At 36.3% G+C, this 19,945-nt stretch carries 19 protein-coding genes and 14 tRNA genes; 7 read left to right on the forward strand and 26 right to left on the reverse strand.

Annotation, left to right across the window (positions count from 1 at the left end):
- Positions 1-29 precede the first annotated feature (29 nt).
- The 3 genes from R7P80_RS02675 to R7P80_RS02685 are packed head-to-tail and all read right to left on the reverse strand — an operon-like array spanning position 30 to position 3,596.
- Positions 30-1,223 carry a hypothetical protein gene (locus R7P80_RS02675; RefSeq protein WP_133297318.1) on the reverse strand — a complete coding sequence of 398 codons (1,194 nt, stop codon included), beginning with the start codon at positions 1,221-1,223 and terminating at the stop codon, positions 30-32.
- Positions 1,213-3,177, reverse strand: a complete 1,965-nt coding sequence (locus R7P80_RS02680) for a hypothetical protein (protein ID WP_241619797.1) — start codon at positions 3,175-3,177, stop codon at positions 1,213-1,215. The genes R7P80_RS02675 and R7P80_RS02680 overlap by 11 nt, the downstream gene beginning before the upstream one ends.
- On the reverse strand, positions 3,174-3,596 hold the full coding sequence (locus tag R7P80_RS02685) for a hypothetical protein (RefSeq protein WP_038129101.1): 423 nt from the start codon (positions 3,594-3,596) through the stop codon (positions 3,174-3,176). The genes R7P80_RS02680 and R7P80_RS02685 overlap by 4 nt, the downstream gene beginning before the upstream one ends.
- Positions 3,597-3,759: 163 nt before the next feature.
- Between R7P80_RS02685 and R7P80_RS02690 the strand changes: the two genes are divergently transcribed.
- Positions 3,760-4,866, forward strand: a complete 1,107-nt coding sequence (locus R7P80_RS02690; protein ID WP_318096659.1) for a radical SAM protein — start codon at positions 3,760-3,762, stop codon at positions 4,864-4,866.
- A 45-nt stretch (positions 4,867-4,911) separates the two neighbouring features.
- Here R7P80_RS02690 and R7P80_RS02695 read toward each other — a convergent pair whose 3' ends face one another.
- The 4 genes from R7P80_RS02695 to R7P80_RS02710 form a co-directional block, all read right to left on the reverse strand.
- Entirely contained in the window at positions 4,912-5,196 is a 285-nt protein-coding gene (locus R7P80_RS02695) for an HU family DNA-binding protein (protein ID WP_051141203.1), read from the reverse strand.
- 64 nt (positions 5,197-5,260) lie between these two features.
- Entirely contained in the window at positions 5,261-5,950 is a 690-nt protein-coding gene (locus R7P80_RS02700; protein ID WP_241619799.1) for a hypothetical protein, read from the reverse strand.
- A 106-nt stretch (positions 5,951-6,056) separates the two neighbouring features.
- Complete coding sequence (locus R7P80_RS02705) at positions 6,057-7,523, reverse strand: hypothetical protein (protein WP_133297317.1); 1,467 nt, start codon at positions 7,521-7,523, stop codon at positions 6,057-6,059.
- 196 nt (positions 7,524-7,719) lie between these two features.
- A complete protein-coding gene (locus tag R7P80_RS02710) occupies positions 7,720-8,598 on the reverse strand; it encodes a hypothetical protein (RefSeq protein WP_133297316.1) in 879 nt (292 codons plus the stop codon).
- Between the two features lie 99 nt (positions 8,599-8,697).
- Between R7P80_RS02710 and R7P80_RS02715 the strand changes: the two genes are divergently transcribed.
- Positions 8,698-10,056, forward strand: coding sequence for a hypothetical protein (locus R7P80_RS02715; protein ID WP_229623773.1), 1,359 nt, complete (start codon positions 8,698-8,700; stop codon positions 10,054-10,056).
- A 153-nt stretch (positions 10,057-10,209) separates the two neighbouring features.
- Positions 10,210-10,824 carry a hypothetical protein gene (locus tag R7P80_RS02720; protein ID WP_045593048.1) on the forward strand — a complete coding sequence of 205 codons (615 nt, stop codon included), beginning with the start codon at positions 10,210-10,212 and terminating at the stop codon, positions 10,822-10,824.
- Positions 10,825-10,893: 69 nt separating this feature from the next.
- Here the strand turns inward: R7P80_RS02720 and R7P80_RS02725 are convergent, their stop codons facing one another.
- The 3 genes from R7P80_RS02725 to smpB all read right to left on the reverse strand — a co-directional run bounded on the left by R7P80_RS02725 (position 10,894) and on the right by smpB (position 13,027).
- Positions 10,894-11,532, reverse strand: a complete 639-nt coding sequence (locus R7P80_RS02725; protein WP_165851153.1) for an OmpA family protein — start codon at positions 11,530-11,532, stop codon at positions 10,894-10,896.
- A 621-nt stretch (positions 11,533-12,153) separates the two neighbouring features.
- Positions 12,154-12,519 (reverse strand): hypothetical protein, encoded by a 366-nt coding sequence (locus R7P80_RS02730; protein ID WP_116921144.1) that lies wholly within the window; start codon positions 12,517-12,519, stop codon positions 12,154-12,156.
- Between the two features lie 61 nt (positions 12,520-12,580).
- A complete protein-coding gene (gene smpB, locus R7P80_RS02735) occupies positions 12,581-13,027 on the reverse strand; it encodes an SsrA-binding protein SmpB (protein WP_020331422.1) in 447 nt (148 codons plus the stop codon).
- A 99-nt stretch (positions 13,028-13,126) separates the two neighbouring features.
- Here smpB and R7P80_RS02740 point away from each other — a divergent pair, with 99 nt between their 5' ends.
- The 3 genes from R7P80_RS02740 (at position 13,127) to R7P80_RS02750 (ending at position 16,621) form a co-directional block, all read left to right on the forward strand.
- The gene (locus tag R7P80_RS02740) at positions 13,127-15,388 is read left to right on the forward strand and encodes a hypothetical protein (protein ID WP_133297315.1); all 2,262 of its coding nucleotides are present in this window, start codon (positions 13,127-13,129) and stop codon (positions 15,386-15,388) included.
- A 44-nt stretch (positions 15,389-15,432) separates the two neighbouring features.
- Entirely contained in the window at positions 15,433-15,801 is a 369-nt protein-coding gene (locus R7P80_RS02745) for a hypothetical protein (protein ID WP_045593054.1), read from the forward strand.
- 106 nt (positions 15,802-15,907) lie between these two features.
- Entirely contained in the window at positions 15,908-16,621 is a 714-nt protein-coding gene (locus tag R7P80_RS02750) for a hypothetical protein (protein ID WP_116921142.1), read from the forward strand.
- A gap of 61 nt (positions 16,622-16,682) precedes the next feature.
- Here R7P80_RS02750 and R7P80_RS02755 read toward each other — a convergent pair whose 3' ends face one another.
- Entirely contained in the window at positions 16,683-17,132 is a 450-nt protein-coding gene (locus R7P80_RS02755) for an NUDIX domain-containing protein (RefSeq protein WP_045593056.1), read from the reverse strand.
- Between the two features lie 152 nt (positions 17,133-17,284).
- Complete coding sequence (locus tag R7P80_RS02760; RefSeq protein WP_116921141.1) at positions 17,285-17,695, reverse strand: GatB/YqeY domain-containing protein; 411 nt, start codon at positions 17,693-17,695, stop codon at positions 17,285-17,287.
- Positions 17,696-17,768: 73 nt separating this feature from the next.
- Between R7P80_RS02760 and R7P80_RS02765 the strand changes: the two genes are divergently transcribed.
- On the forward strand, positions 17,769-18,734 hold the full coding sequence (locus tag R7P80_RS02765) for a hypothetical protein (protein WP_116921140.1): 966 nt from the start codon (positions 17,769-17,771) through the stop codon (positions 18,732-18,734).
- Positions 18,735-18,760: 26 nt separating this feature from the next.
- Here the strand turns inward: R7P80_RS02765 and R7P80_RS02770 are convergent.
- From R7P80_RS02770 to R7P80_RS02835, 14 genes are all read right to left on the reverse strand, one after another.
- A tRNA-Phe gene (locus R7P80_RS02770) sits at positions 18,761-18,836 on the reverse strand.
- A 5-nt stretch (positions 18,837-18,841) separates the two neighbouring features.
- Positions 18,842-18,917 (reverse strand) — tRNA-Met (locus tag R7P80_RS02775).
- A 3-nt stretch (positions 18,918-18,920) separates the two neighbouring features.
- A tRNA-Ala gene (locus R7P80_RS02780) sits at positions 18,921-18,996 on the reverse strand.
- Positions 18,997-19,001: 5 nt separating this feature from the next.
- A tRNA-Thr gene (locus R7P80_RS02785) sits at positions 19,002-19,077 on the reverse strand.
- A 1-nt stretch (position 19,078) separates the two neighbouring features.
- Positions 19,079-19,155 (reverse strand) — tRNA-Ile (locus tag R7P80_RS02790).
- A 38-nt stretch (positions 19,156-19,193) separates the two neighbouring features.
- Positions 19,194-19,269 (reverse strand) — tRNA-Glu (locus R7P80_RS02795).
- A gap of 4 nt (positions 19,270-19,273) precedes the next feature.
- A tRNA-Lys gene (locus tag R7P80_RS02800) sits at positions 19,274-19,350 on the reverse strand.
- Positions 19,351-19,354: 4 nt separating this feature from the next.
- A tRNA-Asn gene (locus tag R7P80_RS02805) sits at positions 19,355-19,431 on the reverse strand.
- A 5-nt stretch (positions 19,432-19,436) separates the two neighbouring features.
- A tRNA-Ile gene (locus tag R7P80_RS02810) sits at positions 19,437-19,513 on the reverse strand.
- A gap of 7 nt (positions 19,514-19,520) precedes the next feature.
- Positions 19,521-19,596 (reverse strand) — tRNA-Asp (locus R7P80_RS02815).
- Between the two features lie 5 nt (positions 19,597-19,601).
- Positions 19,602-19,677: transfer RNA gene (locus R7P80_RS02820), tRNA-Cys, on the reverse strand.
- A 1-nt stretch (position 19,678) separates the two neighbouring features.
- Positions 19,679-19,754, reverse strand: a tRNA-Val gene (locus R7P80_RS02825).
- Between the two features lie 6 nt (positions 19,755-19,760).
- Positions 19,761-19,836, reverse strand: a tRNA-Ala gene (locus R7P80_RS02830).
- Between the two features lie 4 nt (positions 19,837-19,840).
- A tRNA-Phe gene (locus R7P80_RS02835) sits at positions 19,841-19,916 on the reverse strand.
- Positions 19,917-19,945 lie beyond the last annotated feature (29 nt).

Below are 19,945 nucleotides of genomic sequence, written 5' to 3' on the forward strand. Positions count from 1 at the left end.
TCCTTTATTCCATATTAACATTAATTAAATTATAAAAAAACATTATTCACATTAACATTGTATGAATTATCAAACATTGTTAAGAAATCTCTTGAAGAAGGGCTGACAAGCACAAAACCATCACCATCGTTCTGAATAAACTTTCTCAGTGTTTCTTCAGATAGCTGTAGGATTGTTGACTCTAATAAGTCACCCGTAGAAATTGCCTTAGAAATATCACACAACGTCCCATACTCACCATTTGAGTAAATCATCTGCATGATATCTTCACCATTACTAATCTTGTAAAGATTCAAGCAATCTGACGGATCGAAAGCTGGGTTCATTTTCGCCAAATCAATCAATGTATACTTCCAATACTGTGATAGCTGCTCTTTAATATGGTCAATATTGATAGTGTCTTTAGTTTTTGATAAGTCTACAGTCTGGTTAGACATCATATTGGTAAAAAGTTTAAGCCTCATTGGAGTGGATTCCATTAATGTAGCCACATCTGTACCGCTATTAACAAACCTTGCTGCGTATGAAGCTGCAACTCTAGACTTCCACGCGCTCAAAGAGTCACTATTAGGCTCCTGATATATCATAGTTGTCGCACTTAGATACCTAAATACATCATTGAAACTATTCACTTTGTCTCTAGTGAACATATAAAATGCACCTAACATAACGGAGTTAGATTTAGATACGTGTGATGGGTACTCTGATGACAATAATGAAAATGATGATCTTGATAGAACTTCAAGCGCATAGGCATTCTTATACGAAACCCCCAAGTTCTTAGCTTTACTCTCTACGTCATTTCCAACATAGACAATGTCAACACCCTGATATGACTTAAAACCTCCATTTCCAACCCTTTCAAGAAGAGATTTTACATCTGGCGTTTCAATCATCTCATACCCTTTTCCATTGGTGTCTTTATCGATTTTAATCTTCAGAGATAAATAGTAAGCCTTACTAAACAACTCAATTACACGATCTCTAGAATCTGAATCAAATGAGATAATATATCTATCTTTAAAATACGGGTGATGTGATATTCCAGGTTCACCAATTTTAGAAAATATCCGCTCATCAAAATCTGATATCAAATCATTGCTTTTGATTTCTATAGCCTTACCGTAAGAAAAACCATTAGATGTAAGGTCTCCAGCCACTGCATGGCTGGAGACACTTAGAATAGAAAGTATTGACAGTACTATTAATTTCTTAATATTCATATCCGATTTTATCATAAACTTTTTTAATTTCGTTTATTATACCTAATTCACTGAGTTTGAATAGATATTTCATTGCCAACTGCTTAAGTTCCTTTTCAGTAGTTGTGTTGTCAACCAAATACACGTACCCATTGTAAATAGACAAACGCGCTTTATCATCTGGGTGCTTGTACATTACGTAACACAATTTCCCGATTACTTTACCAGCTTTAGTAATCGTTATAGGTAACTTTCTGCAACTCCTTATCCAATTGACATTGTTTGCTCTATTTATTCCATAACCATCATAAAGATCCTTGTAGAAATCATAGTGATCAGAGAATGTATTGACAATGTCGAATCTGATACCATCAATTGTGAGTGAATCAATCAATAAATTTTTTCTTATATGAGATTGATTCAAAATTGATTTGATATCCGATTTAAATCTTTCTACCGATCTTAAAGCACTTTCTTGACTTATAAATGATCCCTCAATATCTATGTAAGGCTTATTGAGATATTCCCTGTTATTTCTATACAACTTGTACAATTGTTCATTTTCTTCAATAAACTTGATTAATGAACCATATACATTTTGATGATATTTACTCTGTATTGACTCTAACTTAGACCAAAACTCTGGGTAATAAGATACTTTATTGTACTGTTTAGAATTTAGAAGACCTTTTTCAATTTCAACATCCTTAAGAGAAATAAGGTCTTTAATAACCTCCGCATGTCTTGGCTGCCTAACAAGTGCTTTCTCAGCTTGTTTTTTCGTAAAGTTAACAGGGATCATTACATTCTTATTGCTAGAATAATAGTGATTTATGATATTTACCGCATGTTCTTTAAGAATGGCTGCGTAACCAATAACCTTACACTTAAGTCTCTTTTCGAGCAATTCTCTATGAACGCCAGATGTAATATAGTCGGGTAATTCTAATGTTGTTGTTAAATCATATAAAGTTTGTTTATCTTTTTCTTCTGAGCTACTTCTCGGAGAATACTTAAATTCTTGCAAATGATAACCTGGCATCAAATGCTTAATTGAACCATATTTCTCTAGGTAAACTTTACCCATTTTTGGGATTTTATATTCCATTACATTGCAGGAAAATGTATTGTTTCTCAACAGTGATACCAATTCAAGCTCTGACTCTAAAACATTTTCTCTAAAGGATTTATTATTGAGTAGAAGCGCCATATTCAATGCACCAAGCGTTCTTTCTTCGTCAAAATTCAATCTCAGCTCATTCTTTTTTTTAATTAGGCGGATAAGTGTATGGCTCGGTCTGGTTGCATTTGTAACTTCAAGCTTTAGCGAGTTTAAAAACATGAGAAACTGTGGCGTAAAGTAAATTTTCTTGGTCGTTAAACACACACCTACTTGAGTACAATTAATATCAAATCCTTTGAGGATGCTTGAATAATTTCCACTAGGTGATTGTACTATAACTGAGTTAATTAAACCTTTTCTAAACACATCACAGATACGGTATGTGTCATTAGATGTGGTGTTATGGTACGAAAAATACCCGTTAACTATATCAATATTTCTGGTGTGAGTTTTTTCAAGACATTTAAGGGTATCAGCATAGTCTTCAACATCAGTTTCCATATCACCTAGTCGAGAGAAATAATTCTGAATTAAATCTTGACTCTTATTTTCAAAAATAGACTTGTCTTCTGAAGACTTGAAAACCTGCAAGTTTTTTCTATCTAAAGATAAACCGTTCACTATCTGAAATGAGTTAAATTTTTGCTGCGAATAAGAGTTGGAAAACTTTTTAACAATGTGAAATATATCAATATCATTCAGAACTATTTCTTTTGATAATCCTTTTAGATACATCAAAACACCGCAAACTGCCTGACCAGCTACAAATCCATGTTTTGGTAGTTCACAACTAAAGTTCTGTTCGATGAATTTAATTATTTTCTCACCATCATTATTGTAAATATTAATCATATTGCTAATTCCTCTAATTCATATACTTCATTATTATTATTTGATTCGAAATCATCAGAGTCTGGAACTTCTTCAATCTGCTTGTATTCACTATGAGTGATTAAGCTGATGTACCATACTGCTTCATCACTAAGCTCATAGGTATCTATATAGTAATAATCCGAATTCGGATTAAACATAGTTTCTCCAAGACCTTGAAGAGCTTCCCCTTTTGTTTCGTAGTTTGGGAAGAAGAGGAAATCGGTCTCACTTTCTTCACCCAACCTGCCAAGCTCATAAGGATCAATATCAGTAATGTTTGGGTCTAGTGAAAATAGTAAGTTCCATGTTTTATCATCTACTTGATAAAAAATGAAAATTGCAAATTCATCACTCTTAATCGTTTCAACATAATCTTCGCTGATGTGCTCTATCTGCATTTTTATTCTCTTTATTATTGGTTCGCGGACGGTTTACTGTTTTTTATTATTTATTAATGACTTTTGTATGAATATCAGGCTCAAAAGGCTGCTGTTCAGTTCCATGTCATAGTTACATAGTGTATCATTAGTTTGTTTAATAAAAAATAATTAGGAGTCAAAAATGAAGCAACCTTTGCTTTTTATCAATGTGACAAGGCAATGTAATATTAACTGCCCTAGATGCTACCTCACAATTGAGCAGAGAACACGTAAGGAATGTATACCTTTCGAATACATAGACAAAGCACTTTCGGATCCGTTTTTTCTAGGGGATGATATCGAGCCTATCATTGCTTGGGAAGGTGGTGAGCTTACTTTAGTTGGTCAACATGTACTTCGCGACTACATGCAGAGGGTAAGAGATAAATTCCCTAAGGTTAGACAAACAATGGTTACTAATGCCTACAACACTCCTAATTGGCTTATTGGCCTATGTCGTGAGTATATGGATAACCATTTCGAAGTAACATATTCAATGGGTCATAAATACACGCTTGATGGCTCAAGCGAGAAATATCAAGAACGCTTTCTTCGCTCTATTCAAAAGGCAAGAAAGGCTGGTATGTCTGTGACTGTGAACGTCGAATTGAACAAAGAAACCTTTGAGGCTGGTGCTGGCGCTCTAGTCGAAATTATGCGAAAAAGTGATGCGAAAATTTGGGAATTCGACGCATCTGTACAATTTGATAAGTTTTTAGAAAGTCCTCTGTACAACCATATGATGTACCCTGTACTTCCACTATCAATCAATTACGATCAATTCTCTAGCTACTTAATTGAACTTGTTGATAAGTACGGTCATGAGCTTCAAGAAATGGGTATTCAATCAAGTATTTTATGGCATTCACAGACCCAGGCTAAATCTCAGTTCTTTAATGTTAAGAACTCGGATATGATGTTTACCTTAAACCCAGATGGAACTGTTGTAACAGACGTTCTCTGGTGTGATATGGGCGCAATGATCTTAGGAAACATTAAAGACCAAAAAATTAGTGATTTTATGGATCACCCTATTAGAAGAAAACATAGCCGATGGGAAAATAAACTTCGCTGTAAATCATGTGTAAACTGTGAATACTACCATTCATGTCAAGGTGGACCATCACACGTACCAGTTTACGATGGTGTGACAAATGAGTGCGCAGGCGCGAAGAAGCTTTATCAGTTTATGGAAAAGTACAAAGGACCATATGATTCTGAAAATCAAATGTTTGATCCTGTGAAATAAAAAAAACCTGAGCAATGCTCAGGTTTTTTATTGATAATTTCTGCGTTATGCAGGCTTATTCAAAGCTTCATTGAAGAAATTAGACTGACGGTATCTTACTCGGAATGATCGTCCTACATGAACTTTTTCACCTGTTTTAGGGTTACGACCTACACGCTCATCATACTCACGAACTGACATACTACCAACACCGCGAATTTCCAATCTTTCACCGTTCTTAAGACCATCTTTGAGCACATTAAAGATCGTATCAACACCGTGACGAACTTTATTTTTTGGCATGTCTGGAAGTTTACTTACTATATTTTCAGTTAATTGTGATCTGTTCATTTTCTTAATCCTTATTAGAATATTTATCTTTTAATATTATAGACTTAGGTTTTATTTTCATTTTTTACAATGTTATTACTTGCGCCCTATTCGAGTCAAGCAACTTTTCAACACTTTTTTTAGTTAAAATACTATCAATTAAGGATTTTTGGAAGATCTTAGCCTGCTCTTTTACCTTCTCTTCGATCTCAAGCTCTTCTTCATCTAGAATAAAAACAAACCTACCCTCAATCGGGTCATATTTCATAACTGTTTTACCATCAGATAGAGTCAACTTTTCGCTTTTTGACTCAACAATAATCGAAGGATCTTCTACAGGATTATCTTCGTAAAATGCTCTCACTTCAATTGGGCTATTCCCTGTTACAAACATGTCAACTACCCACAAACGATCTGTAAGATTGAATTTCCGATTGTCGTCAATATCAACAATATATTTACCTGATGAATCAATCAATAAAGAGGAAAAAGAACCACTTGAAATTTTCTCAGCGTTAGCTGAGTTATCAAATATTAAGTCATAACAGACCGTTACCAGCTCATCTTTATCTTTCTTTGCAAGCTCAGACTCATAAGCTTCCCTATTTGCTTCATCTGAAATATCCCCTGACTGAATCCAGGATTCAACTATTGCCTTAGATAACTTATCCAAACTAAAAGTGTTATGCAAAGTGCTATAAACTTCGCTCATCACATACTCTTGTAGGCTTTCTATTTCATTCATTGTCTTTACTTTCAAATTAATTTCTTTCATATTATTTTATGCTATTGATAGTAAAATTCAAATTACTTTAACTGTTACATTGTCACTGCTTTTAATGGCATAAAAAAAACCACCCATTGGGTGGCTTTTTGGTTATCTAGTACAAGTGAATTTCCGAGATTCGTCCATTCATTGATACGGCTTCATCGAAATATGGTGAGTTTGACACATCTATTGAGTGGAAGCGGTTCTTGCTATCCTCCGCCAATATTTTGTCAACCAAACCAATTAGCACCGAACTCTTATCGATCATAGACAAGATATGTTTCACCATTGCTGGGTTTTGACAAGCCGCTCCATCATGCACAACGCCCTTACTATGTAACAAGTGCGCTAGTACCTTAACCACAACAGATGGTTGCAGTTGCATTGCTGGATGATCAGACTCAGTATGTTCTGATCGTTTGGCTTCAAACAAAGATGATGATGCCATATCTGTTATGACTCTACAGATATCTGGTGATAGTCCCAACTCTCTTCCGAACGTGACATTAAGAATATCTGAATCGACACCAAACAAGCTTCTAATGATGCTTGCAATGTGCTGATGTTGATTGACACTCATATAGTCTGTAAATCGGTTGAAATCTGAAAACTCCAAACAAGAGAACAAAGCCAAGTCACTGAAGTTATACAGGCGAGACGCTAAACGCATTTCGTCTAAATAGTCATCAGATAGACCAGTAAATGAATCACAATCCGACATCATCTCAATAATGGTGTACAAATAATGAACCATTTTTTCGTGCCTAGTTGTAAAGAACGCCTGCTCATTACAATCAATAACACTAGCCTGACTCATCCATAGAAGCATTTCATTTAACTCTTCAAGACTAAAACATCGTGATAGACGAGAAGGTGTTAAAGGTTCCCTGACAGCTTCTAGCTTAGAGTCACCCTTGATTTGGCTAAATTTCACCGCATTACAGTAAAATGTAATAGATTTTTCACACAAAGATTGAATATCATCTTGAGAAAAATCACTATCAATCAAGATCTCTAGCTCATCTTTGACTCCAGCAGTGATCGGCAAGATATCATATGTCTTGTCAGAAAACTTGAAGCCACTTTCATTAATAAGACATCTACGCTTCTTAAATGTACCAGAAACCAAGCTGCTTTCATGATTGAGTGATGAGGTGATATCGCCTTTTAGGTAATCGCCAAAGTAGCACTTAAGCTTATCTGGAGAGCACCATAAAGTATCCATACCAGGCTTACTGAAATTATTATCCCTTAAATTCACCATATCCTCCTGAAACACAGAAAGATCAATGATTGTTTGACAACCTTCAGGATTTAAAATCGGATAAGCCCTAGAAACAGAATAAGCGTAACAATGGTTTGTTATCCTGTAATCCGCCGATAATGATAATTCGCCAACTAACTCCTTGACTTTTTCAATTGAAACCAACCTTTGCATCGGAATGAGGATCTGATAGTGCCGACCGCTCTTTCCCGTGAGAAACACTGCGTGGAGAGCATTATTTGGTCTTGGGATAACACTGTATCCAACACCTGCGTAAGACTCTGTCGCAGATTTATTTATTGCTAATTTTTGCACATCAACCTCTAATGAACCTGATATGGTTTATTTTCGATTTGATAATCGAAGCGCATGTTATATTAATTAGTCACTTAGGTCAAAGTTTTCTCTTACAAATTGTCGGGAATTATCCGACACACATCACGGAATTGTCTAGTGAGATGCAACATTTTGCATAAAAAAGCTATGTAAGTGATTGTATATCTGAAAAATCCTATTTATCTGTACGAATTATCTGATATTTGCAGGATGATATCACAGCGAGTGTTGTTCTCGAAGTCTCAATATTAGTTTTCACATTATCCCAAAAAGTGTCCGTTTCAGCTAATGAGTCAATAGAGTTGATAAGGTCGTCAATATATTGACTTAAACTCGATAAGTCTTTTGTTTTATATAGGCTATCGTGGTTAATCGTTTGCTTTTCCGTAATTGACACATGCCTTGATACCCACTCATCGAGAAACTCACTTCTGCTTTTCTTACCCAGCTCTAACAAGAAATTATTGGACTCATGAATGTATGAGTAATAGCAGATATGCGCCAGCGCAAGCTGAATGTTATTGCATATCCCCATCAACTCAAGCAGTAATAAGCCACTCTTAATTTTATAGTGACAGCTTTTTGCAATAACAATTGAGTTTTTAATATACTTACAAATATCACCTTCATCAAAGGGTGCGTCATCAATAAATTTAATATTAATTTTACTAATTGTGTCGCGGTACATCGTTGAAGTTTCTGAAAGCCCTCTAAACTCTTTAATCAGCCTAGCTTTATACCTAACCATTAATCTATTATAAAAGTTCTCAGAAAGTCGCTCCTTCTCTTTCCTTAGCCCGTTTACTCTTGAGTTATCAAACTCTTTTTCTATCCAGTAACTTGCTGTATTGAGGACTTGTTCACAAAATTTAATATCATCTAAACCTTCTAAATAGGCAGCTAAATCGCTTTTTGTGTTTTTTAATCTATAAAGCATCGTTTTCTTAATGATGACCTTGTCAGTATCGGTGATACCACCAACACCAAGACCGAGTATAAACCCAATCTTCATCATATTATCATCGATTAAGCTCTCAATTCTTTTACTGTTCACAGGAGGGTGCGCTATTTAATATTTATTACAATGGTTTAAAAAACATGATATCTTATAGGTTGCACTCTATCAACAGCAAAAAAAATAAAGAGAAAAGAAATGAATGGAGCAGAATTTTTAAGTAATTTAGAACAAATAAATAGACCTGTAAAATCCATTAAAAAGATTAGGAAGGCATTATTAAATCTGAAAGAAATTGATCTTATTGACACTCCTGTAATGACATCCATTGAGAGAGACGATCTCATTCTGAAAGGGAAAAGCTTAGCTGGAACAAAATACAGCTACAATATCCTATCTGGAGTTAAACCTATCCATACTCTTGGTTTTCTAAGCGCGATAGTAATTGGAGCACCTACTCTTGCACTGACTAGCTCAGTCATAATTTCTAGCGCTTTAACATCAGGTGTTTTTTATTCATCATTCAAAATGAGAAAGAAATGGATAAGAGAAAGAATAGAACTCCTTTCTGAGCGAAAGGAATTTAAAAACGAAATAAATATCATAGCCGAAGGCATAAAGTATCTTGAAAGCTTAGAATTGACTTATAATCTAGGCTCAATTAAGCAGACCACATTCAAAATCCTTCATACTACTGATGAAATCTCTGCTGGAGAGATTATAACTCTTGTTGATGAGTTGGAAAAAGCATTCATTTTTAATGAAGAAATCGGTTTCTTAAGAGAACAAGCATTTGATGAATGCTATGTTCCACTCAACTACAGATCAGATGATGAGAATCTAAGTAAATTAGACTTCCTCACTATTGATCCAAACTACAAAACTGTCAAACAAGAAGCAGAAGAGGTTCAATCAGAATTTGAGCAGCTAATAGACAGACCGTTCAAAGAACGTGATGTTGACGCTGTGAGGTTATCTAAGACACTTGCAGAAGCTAAGAAGGAAACACCTTTAGTTAAACATAAGTCTGATCCAGTCACAGAACATTCTCAATCAAATAATGATAGCCGCGAGGGTGTTTCTAAAGCTGCTGTTATTGCTACTGGTGTAGCTACGGGTATCGCGATAACAGATAGCATTTCCGATAAGAGCGAAGAAACAGTTGATGTTGATTCTGAAGCTGATAGCGCACCATCTATTGATACTGATAGAAAAGAAGAGAATCAAGATTCTGGAAGTAATGAACTAAATACAAATGATCTAAATACTGAGATTCCTCAGTATGATTTGGATAAAGCTGAAAAAGCTGAAGACGAGTCTTCAGCCATAGAACAAAGTTTTGTTTCTGAGCAGAGTCTCTCTGAATTACTTTCTTCTGATGAAGATGAGGAAGATGACGAAAGTAATCTGGGCGATGATTTTGGTGATATTGAGGATGAACTTGATTTTGATTTACACGCTTCTGCTAGCGCACCTGATATAGAAATTGATGATGATTCAGATGATGGTCTATCCGAAGATGAGTTAGGTTCATTACTAAATGGTTTTGAAGACTAATCTATAAGCGGCTAATTGAGCCGCTTTTCTATTACCTATTATTAATTAAAAGACTTGATTTAGAGTGCTCAAACTATTGTTTAATTTGGGCATTTTTATTGACTTTGCACTATAATACTGATAGCTTATTCTCTGATTATTTGAGGAAGCTTGATGAACATCACTATTAATGCTGACAATTCTTTGCGTCTATGTCCTATAAGAACCACTGAGAAAGATATCGATGACATGAAGAATAGAGTAGCTTCCTATGTAAGAGTTGGAATAGATCCAAGACATATTATTAATGGCTATTTAAGTAAAGAAGATATAGACAGTCAACACAAGGTACTTCAATTGCTAGTGTCCCTTGCTCTATATGAACAGGTAATAAGTATGAGCGACTTAAATAATGATGTATCTCTATTTGTTAATCCACTAACCCTGGACATAAACAAATACAATCCAGAACAGGATTTGGTAGTAAATGTTATAAAGTCATCTGGTGAAAAGCTCGATTTTTCATTCAAAACAGATGAGTTTGTAAGATTTGCTATTGATTCAATGGGTTTGTCTGACAGCGACTTAGTCCCAGAAGATCTTCCAGCTAATTCCATTCTTTTTCATTCTGTATCCGTTGTAGCTAGAAACAACTCACAGATGTTTGGTGAACAGATATCTGATGGAAAAGTTTCAGTCCTTCTATCTGAATGTAGACCAATGCTAATAAGCAATAGCTCTACTGTATGCAGCCTTCATACAGAAAGCACCCCAAGATTACCACATTAAAAAACCGCACAGATAAACTGTAGCGGTTTAACATATTCATCAAAGATGCAAGCTACGCTTGCATCTTTTTTATTTGTAAAACTGTAGCTCGACTCTACGGTTACATGCTTTACCTTGACTGGTTTCATTATCGCAAATAGGTTGGCTTTCTCCAGCACCCTCAACCTTAATTCGACTGTAACCGACCCCATGAGATGCAATGTACCTAGCTACCTCATCAGCACGTTCCTGGCTTAGCTTTTGATTATGAACTTCTTTACCTGATGCATCTGCATGACCAGTTACTGAAAGCTTAACATCGCCAAACTCTTTCATTACTTTAGCCACACTTCGCAGTGTTGGTTTAGCTTCATAGCTTAACTCCTTAGAGTCAACTCCAAAAGCTAAGTCACTCTCCATCACTAGTGTTAATTTGCCTTCTTCTTTTGAAACCTGCACACCAGTTCCGACAAGTTCTGATCTCAGAGCTTCAGCTTCAGCATCAAGGTTTACACCTTCAATTCCAGCAACGATAGCTCCGCCAATACAACCAATAGCTGTGCCTCCACCAGGAGCAACTACAGTACCAGCAAGTCCACCAGCGGCACAGCCCATGACAGATGATGATGACTGACTAGTAGGAACCTCATCACCAGTATATGGTTCTTCACGCGTTAACTGACACCCTGAAAGCGCCATGAGACCTGTAGCAATTAAAGCTAGCTTCATACCATTTTTCATTATAAACTCGATTTATTTTTATTTATTTAAATAAATATACAATGAATAAAATACTGAAACAAGACATATGAATAAGAATTTGAGTTTTTTTATTATTTGACATATAATTACCTTCTTTTAACGGAGAATTTTATGTCTTGTTGTAATTTACTTCAGGTTTCGCCAAACTCTTTATCAGGGCAGTTCTTCGGCAATATTGATTACATATCTTTCGATTTTAAGTCGATAATTCACTCTCTTTCGAACTCTCAGTGGTTTAGACCTACAAGTTCAAAGTCAAGTAATGATGCTATATTAAGTCACTCAAAGCTATTATCCGAACGAGTACAATCATCCACTTTTAATATCATGGTGATTGATTTCAGTAACTTTGACTCTCTCGAAACAATCAAAGCTGATTCTCTTTATCATTCAATACATAACTTAGCAGAATTACACGATATAAGTGCCGTATTTGCTGTGAACACATATAAAGTTCACATGCAAGGACTCAACGGGATTTTTGATCTTTGGGGGTTTGACGAGATTGTAGCCAATATGTTCATAAAAGACATGAACTCCAAACCTATCGGTTTAGAGTTCGAAACTTACAGGATTAATCATTTAACATCAATTTAGAACTACCTGAAAATAGCCTATACAGCTATCCTTATGCCTTTCTTTATCTTTTATAAATGAGTTTATGTATCGTTCTGGCGGTATAGAAACGAATTTAACATTGCGATCCTGGATGTTGAAGCTAAGTGTTCTATCCATACCGCAGTCTATGAATGACTTAACACACAGTGATAAAAATTCATTCGCATTACGGGTATTTTCAAACGGTACGTAAAGTATTTCAAAGCCTAGAAGACTCTCTATGCCATCGCTATAGTAAGCGATTAGCTCACCATCTTCTTCAGATATTTTGGTGCAGAGATACCTATTTAGATATTCTTCTATCAGTGATGCCGTAATCTTTTTTTGAGAAAACATGAAAAACCCTTAGTAACGCAACTAAGGGTATGTTATATCAGAGAAAGCGACAGTGCAAAGATTACCTTACTTTAAGGTTTCTCTTCTGCTCCATATCCTGCGATTTCTTTTTCAGACTTTCGCGCTTATCGTAATTATTTTTGCCTTTAGCCAAAGCAAACTCTACCTTAACCTTTCCATTTTTCCAATAAACAGAAGTCAGTACGCATGTCATACCCTGCTTGTTGATATCGCCTACAATTTTGGCAATTTCTTTTCTGTTAAGCAGTAGTTTTTTGATTCTTAATGGATCTGCTTTAACGTGCGTACTAGCCATAGACAGTGGTTCAATGCGAAGATTGCTTACAAACATCTCCCCGCCTTTTTCGAAAACATAGCTTTCCGTAACATTAATTTTCCCTTCACGTAAAGCTTTGACTTCCCATCCTTCTAGGCAAACACCTGCTTCAAATCGATCCTTTAGGTGATATTCAAAAGAAGCCTTTCTGTTCTTTGCAATCGCTTTCATTATTAACCTTTTTTCATAAAAATCTTTCAGTATTGATAGCTATGTTACTATGTGGTACATTCCCGTTCTTTTAAGTAATTCTCAATAACAGATACTATCGTGAATCGCATAATCTTATATGTAAACATAGCTTTAACTATGGTTGCTACTATAGCTATAAGCCAAGTTTTTTTAAATTCTATTTTAAATGAAGAGTCAATTGTTGACTCTGAGCTATACTACATCTCTAATAAGATAAATACAATACCTTATGAGGAAAAACATAAAGAAATTCAAGCGATTCTTGAAAGCAGCATACTTTCTAAAAGTGGGTATTATCTCGAATTCCGTGAAAAGGATACCCCATTAATCAGAATCAACCCTGATAAACTACCTGCGCAATCAAGCAGTAGCTTTAAGAACTTTATAGACAAGATTTTCGGAAGAAATCTATCAAAGTCATATCGAGTAAGTCAGCAAGCAACAATCTATGTAAATGGTAAGTTATTAGATATTACATTCTCTAAATTTTTCCTAAGCAGTACTCAACTGCCATTCTTATTGATTGCAGTCTGGTACGCAATATTTTCCATTTACTCCGCGATTGCTTACCGAGATGCAGTCAATTATATCCATAATGCTAAAAATTCTCTTATCAAAGGCTTACCTATCAGGACATCTAGAAGACATGTTTCATATAACATATTCAACGAGATAGAAGCATTTATTGATGAGATTAAAAATAAACATCAATGTAACATTGATTACATAAAACTGTCATCAAAGAATGAAATCATCAATCTCCATAATCAAATTGATGAAATTAATAATCAGCTTGATCATATGATCCTAGAAGCGTCTTCCCTTGCTTCTTCTCAAAAGAAACTCATCAACAATCTAATGATGATGACTGAAGAGCTAAAGGGAAGAACTACTGATAAGGACAGCACCCTAACTATTATACAGATGGAACGTATGCTTAACTCATTGATGAGTAACAATAATAATTTTATCGATGCTCACGACATTTTAAGGAAGAAATTTGAGCCAATTGCTCAAGACTTTTTCTATCTTAGTGATGAATGTTGTATCAGCATTAATACGATTGCAGATTTGAACAACATTGATATTTTCTATGTTGAGCAAACTGACATTCCTACTGAATTATTCATTAATAGCGCCATATTCAGAGATACACTACTTGAAATGGTTGAGCACGAGGCTTCAAGCTCGTTTACTAAATCAATTAATGTGTCAGTGAGTTATATTGACAGCCAGGACAGTCACTTGCTCATTGAGGTAAACACATGCTTCAATGGAACTGGTCTGGTTTCGTACACAAGAAACCATCAACCCAGCTTTTCAAACCTACAGAAAAGCTTAAAAGCCATTGGAGGCAATCTTAAGTGCAAGTTCATCACAGACCATAATCAGAATAATTTAACTGTTGAGATACCAGCAATTCAAACAGGTAATGAAAGCTCATTGTATAAATCAACCCTGCTAAAGCTTTCTGATAAACAGACAAACATCTTGGTGATCGACACCAATCCGTCTACCACCTTTATTCTTACATCTAAGCTTCGTAAGCTTCTGTTCAACTACAAGAAGGTATCATCCATTCAACGCGCAAAAGAGCTGAATCAAGAGTTCGATGTAGTGTTTGTTATTGATGCACAAAATAATCAGAGCCTTATCTCTCAATCAAGAGAAATTGCTAGCCTGATCGTTGGCATCGAAAACACTTACTCACAATCAAAGCTTGATGAGATCCAGCGGAGAACGGACATTGATGTCGCACTCCCGTTAAACATTCCTTACGGAAGGCTGACAAACTGCCTAATGAAATGTGCAGAATATTGCTGCACAACAATCAAGAATAAGAGGGTTCTAAATGAATTCATCGCTACTGAGAGCTTATTGCATAAGCTCTCTTCAGATAACAACAGCTTTCAAGTAACAGGTAAACCAGCATTCGCACTTAGCAATAGCGTAGTAGAATCAGTTAAAGCTAGGCAGAGTGTTGTTAGTGGCAAGCATGTGCTTGTTTACTCTCGTGACAGTGAGGATATGGGACAAATGTCTCAAGTTTTGTCCTCAATGGGAGCAACTTGCACTAGCACAACCAGCTATAATGAACTATACTCCTTCGCAATAAGTAGTGACGTGGATTGCATTTTTATCTGCTTACACTCACCACTGAAAGAAGAGTATGATGTTATTTATAAGCTTAAAAGAACACTGAGTGGGGAAAAGCCCTCGTTTTATCTCTTAGGTGCTCAAATTCCGAGCATACAAGATGTTGAGTTTTTGAATATTTTTAGATCCATATTGATCTATCCTATCACTCAGGATAAGGTTACAAAGGCGCTAAGCCAATAAATTCTCAGAGGTTAAATCAACCTCTACAAGATGAGAGAAAAGTCATGCTAAGAGTAGTTGGAGATAATGCTAGTTACGAACAACACTGTTCTAACTATGAAAACTCTCCTTACATGATCCTTTTGAGTAGTGAAGCCTTAGAACAAGTAAAATCGGTTCAGCTACTACCTCTTAATGGCACTTTTGAATTCAATGCATTAGTGCGAATCAGCAACGACTATCGCTGGCATTGGATTACAGACCATATATCAGACATTGATTTTATAACCGAATCAATTTCTCAAATGATAGACAGACATTTATCTCTATTCCCTGAGGATGAAGAAGTGTTCATCGATTGGAAGCGAGAGTTAAAAAATACAGATAGAATTGAAACTAATGGCATATCATTGATGTACGAAGAATTACACTAATAAAAATCCAGCACTCAGATGCTGGATTTTTTAATATTACCTTGCTGTTAATTTTGTTTTTTGTAATACTCTCTTTGTTATTAACTAATAAAAAACAAAGATATTTATGAAAAAGACTATTATTTGTATGGCATTAGCCGCATCAGCAATGTCAGGTTCAACCCTGGCAAACCAAAACAAACCAGCAAATCCATTTATTGATCTAAATACTGATATTGTCGATATTTATCACGACTATATCCAAGCAAGCTACAATGTAAGTGAGTCTCAAAATGGATTTTCTGTAAAAGCCAGCAAAAGCCTGAATCGATTTATGTTTGTCGATCTGGGCTTGAACTACATTGATCCAAAAGAAGAAGTGATGGCTAACAGCTATGGAAAATCTATCGAAGTTGGTTTTGGTCTTAACTACCCACTTCCCATACCTGTAGATGTTATGGTCGCGGATCTGTACGTTAGAGGCTTTGGTCACTACTTAGATTCTGGCAATTACAGCTACAAAAATGTAAATATTGATGATATCAACAGAAGTTTAATTAGCAGTAATTCATACGGCGCAGTTGCGGGTCTTAAATCTAACTTCGGTAGTGATAGCTTATACCTAAATCTTTATGGTGGATTTGAGGTGAACAGCTTTACAGATAAAGTTGACTTTAAAGACAAAGACAACAAAGTAATTAATGATATTGATGATGAAACACTCCCAATTTACGGTGCAGAGCTTGAGTTTATGATTGGCAAGAAAACATCATTAATCTTTGGTGGTGAGCATCGTCTAGATGAAAACGCTCTAAAAACATCACTAAGATACAGCTTCTAACTAAAAAGGTGCTTCATAGCACCTTTTTTACTTTTAAGCCTACTGACAAGAGAGCTTCTTACTAAAACCGACTTATCAAGGTTTTGATTTCTGATTCGAGCTTGAAGTTGAGTAATGTATGCATACTTCTACATGCTCTATCTTTCATTTCATCAATATTTACCATTTCGTAAAAGTCTGCCTCAGGAACTTCATACTTTAGCTCATCAATGAATGTGCTTCTACACTTCAACTCTTTTACATCAAGAGAATCCACTTTTAGCATGTAAAGGTACAGATCTTTAAACTTATTGTAAAAAAACCAGCCGATCTCAATAAGATCTTCTTCTTTTACTACCAAGCCCGTTTCTTCTTCCAGCTCGCGTACCGCCGTTTCTTTGGTAGTCTCGCCAGGATTTTGCGTACCTTTAGGGATATCCCAGTGATCTTGACCTGTCACATGCTGCATTAACACTAAATTGTTACTATCAACAACTATAACACCGCATGACAGCTTCTTTTTTTCTATCATATAGCTCTCAATCCTTTATTTATTATTCGATTTAGTGAACCGACTCTTTATTATTCATCAAAACACCTAAAAAATAAAGACATCTATATAAAATTGTTAACAGTATTTTCAATCAAAAATAAAAAAGGCGCGACAAACTGCCGCGCCTTTAATTAAAGCATTTCTCGTGCAATCTTGCTTGCCATAGGCTTTTCAAACTTACCTGGATACTGTTGAGAAAGCTGCTTCATAGCATCCCCAATCGTTTCAAACTGGAGTTCTGACATTACCTTCCTTAGCTCGTCTTCACCCATCACATCAGGCAATAGAGTCTCTAAAAAGGCAATTTCCGCTCTAAGATTTGCACACTCTTTGTTTTCTAGCAGATCTTTATTAGCTGAAATTGTTTTATTGATACTATCGAAGATAGCAGCGTCAGAAGGCTCTGCTCCAGCGGATCCCCCTACTAAGCCATCTTTAGTATTTGCCATGCTTAGCACGTATGGGATCAAGCGTTTTGCAACACTGTCTTTTTCCTTGAGCGCTCTTACTTTTTCACTTCTTAATCTTTGATACATGTTCATTTTATTGACTCCTTTTGTATTTAACGTATCATAAATCAATTCCAATTGAATTCAAAATAAAAATTAAGTATTTATGAAAAATCCAATACCTTTATTAAAAAAAGTTTCAACCATAATCAGTTACAATCTAGATTTTTTCAAAATGCTAGGTAACTACATACTTTCAGCATGTTTAATTATCTATGCTGCAAACCTATGGCCTGTAATGGACGAACTACTAACCCTAAGCGAAAAAAGCTTAAAAGCAGGTGTAATTTCCACGTCCACCCTTACAATTCTTATTTTGTGTTCAACTTTATTTTTGAATTTTATACTAAGACTCGTTGGTCTGTTTCAACATGGCTTAGCGGGAATTACGGCTGTTAAAATCTCTGTTGAGATTATGCTAATGTTATCTGTAATTTCGTTCGCTAGTCGCGATTCGGTCTCAGTCATAATTGACCAACCAGAAAATCAGGCAATTATTTTATTCCTATTAATTGTGTTTTGTTATCTGTTCAACCCTTTAAGACTATTCGAAAGAACAAGCTCAGATATGCAAATTGCAACTGCTGTAAAATACGTAAAATCATTCGATGACTCTCAATCCCGTCTTATCGCTTATCATGAGTGCGGTCATCTTATCGCCTATCTTGATGGTCTTGGAGATCAAGAAGACAATGGGCTTAATATTTACACATCAAAAGAAAGAGGTTGTGTTTACACTCCTAATAGCCATCTATTGACATATGAGCAACATATCTACCTTTGCCTTGCTGGGTACGCAGCAGAATTGCTATATATGCCTTCTCTCGCTAACAACTGGCAGACATTTAGACAATCCTCTGACTATCAAAATGCTGCTAAACTAATTTATGCTATTAAAGGTACAGAAGAACCTCTTCATGATGATGAATTTGATTTGTATATGAAGCACACAATTGAGATTTTAGTCAGAAATAAACAATTATTTGAGAAGTTTTTTGATGAGGTTTTAAGCAAAAAAATACTATTGAGTAATGAAATTTACGAAATAAAAAGGGGCTTTGCCCCTCAATAACAACTTTTTCTTTTGCTTTGTTTATATGGTGCCTCGAAGTGGAGTTGAACCACTGACGCAAAGATCTTCAATCTTCCGCTCTACCAACTGAGCTATCGAGGCATAATTGGAAGCGAGAGGGGGAATCGAACCCCCGACCTCCAGGATATGAACCTGGCAAGCTAACCTCTGCTCTATCTCGCAAACTGGTGGAGGCGAAGGGAATCGAACCCTCGACAACTGACTTGCAAAGCCAGCACTCTACCTACTGAGTTACACTCCCAAAAATGGAGCCTAGAGACGGTTTCGAACCCCCGACCTGCTCGTTACTAATGAGCTGCTCTACCAACTGAGCTATCTAGGCATGGTTCCCCTTGCTGGACTTGAACCAGCGACCTCACCCTTATCAGGGGTGTGCTCTAACCAACTGAGCTAAAGAGGAATTATTTCTGAAGTGCTCTCGTAAAAGCACTTGAGAAATGGCACTGCCAGCGAGGATCGAACTCGCGTTACAAGCTTGAAAGGCTTGTGTCCTAACCAACTAGACGATGACAGCGCAATGGTGTGTCGGGCAGGAATCGAACCTGCGACCTACGGGTTAAAAGCCCGTTGCTCTAACCTACTGAGCTAACGACACAAAATGGCGGGTGATCCAGGAGTCGAACCTGGCACCTGTTGGTTAACAGCCAACCGCTCTAACCAGATGAGCTAATCACCCAAATTTGGTTCCGCCTGCTGGACTCGAACCAGCGACCTTACCCTTATCAGGGGTATGCTCTAACCAACTGAGCTAAGGCAGAATTGTAATGGCGGAGATGACGGGGATTGAACCCGCGACCTCTTGCGTGACAGGCAAGCGTCATAACCACTAGACTACATCTCCAAATGTGGAGCACTGTGGCAGATTTGAACTGCCGAATAATGGATTTGCAATCCACCCTCTTAACCGCTTGAGTAACAGTGCATGGTGCATCCTACTGGTCTCGAACCAGTGACCTCTTCTTTGTAAGAGAAGCGCTCTCCCAACTGAGCTAAGGACGCAAAATATGGTGGAGGCAAAGGGAATCGAACCCTTGACAACTGACTTGCAAAGCCAGCACTCTACCTACTGAGTTATACCCCCAAAATGGTGCCTCGAAGTGGAATTGAACCACTGACGCGAAGATCTTCAATCTTCCGCTCTACCAACTGAGCTACCGAGACAAATTGGATGCGAGAGAGGGAATCGAACC

It is taken from the genome of Vibrio sp. 2092 (assembly GCF_033339635.1).
GTDB lineage: Bacteria > Pseudomonadota > Gammaproteobacteria > Enterobacterales > Vibrionaceae > Vibrio > Vibrio alginolyticus.

Bases quoted from the DNA above. Each gene is read 5' to 3' on its own strand.
- R7P80_RS02675 (WP_133297318.1), bottom strand. From the start codon at position 1,223: ATGAATATTAAGAAATTAATAGTACTGTCAATACTTTCTATTCTAAGT.
- R7P80_RS02680 (WP_241619797.1), bottom strand. From the start codon at position 3,177: ATGATTAATATTTACAATAATGATGGTGAGAAAATAATTAAATTCATC.
- R7P80_RS02685 (WP_038129101.1), bottom strand. From the start codon at position 3,596: ATGCAGATAGAGCACATCAGCGAAGATTATGTTGAAACGATTAAGAGT.
- R7P80_RS02690 (WP_318096659.1), top strand. From the start codon at position 3,760: ATGAAGCAACCTTTGCTTTTTATCAATGTGACAAGGCAATGTAATATT.
- R7P80_RS02695 (WP_051141203.1), bottom strand. From the start codon at position 5,196: ATGAACAGATCACAATTAACTGAAAATATAGTAAGTAAACTTCCAGAC.
- R7P80_RS02700 (WP_241619799.1), bottom strand. From the start codon at position 5,950: ATGAAAGAAATTAATTTGAAAGTAAAGACAATGAATGAAATAGAAAGC.
- R7P80_RS02715 (WP_229623773.1), top strand. From the start codon at position 8,698: ATGAATGGAGCAGAATTTTTAAGTAATTTAGAACAAATAAATAGACCT.
- R7P80_RS02720 (WP_045593048.1), top strand. From the start codon at position 10,210: ATGAACATCACTATTAATGCTGACAATTCTTTGCGTCTATGTCCTATA.
- R7P80_RS02725 (WP_165851153.1), bottom strand. From the start codon at position 11,532: ATGAAGCTAGCTTTAATTGCTACAGGTCTCATGGCGCTTTCAGGGTGT.
- R7P80_RS02730 (WP_116921144.1), bottom strand. From the start codon at position 12,519: ATGTTTTCTCAAAAAAAGATTACGGCATCACTGATAGAAGAATATCTA.
- smpB (WP_020331422.1), bottom strand. From the start codon at position 13,027: ATGAAAGCGATTGCAAAGAACAGAAAGGCTTCTTTTGAATATCACCTA.
- R7P80_RS02745 (WP_045593054.1), top strand. From the start codon at position 15,433: ATGCTAAGAGTAGTTGGAGATAATGCTAGTTACGAACAACACTGTTCT.
- R7P80_RS02750 (WP_116921142.1), top strand. From the start codon at position 15,908: ATGAAAAAGACTATTATTTGTATGGCATTAGCCGCATCAGCAATGTCA.
- R7P80_RS02755 (WP_045593056.1), bottom strand. From the start codon at position 17,132: ATGATAGAAAAAAAGAAGCTGTCATGCGGTGTTATAGTTGTTGATAGT.
- R7P80_RS02760 (WP_116921141.1), bottom strand. From the start codon at position 17,695: ATGAACATGTATCAAAGATTAAGAAGTGAAAAAGTAAGAGCGCTCAAG.
- R7P80_RS02765 (WP_116921140.1), top strand. From the start codon at position 17,769: ATGAAAAATCCAATACCTTTATTAAAAAAAGTTTCAACCATAATCAGT.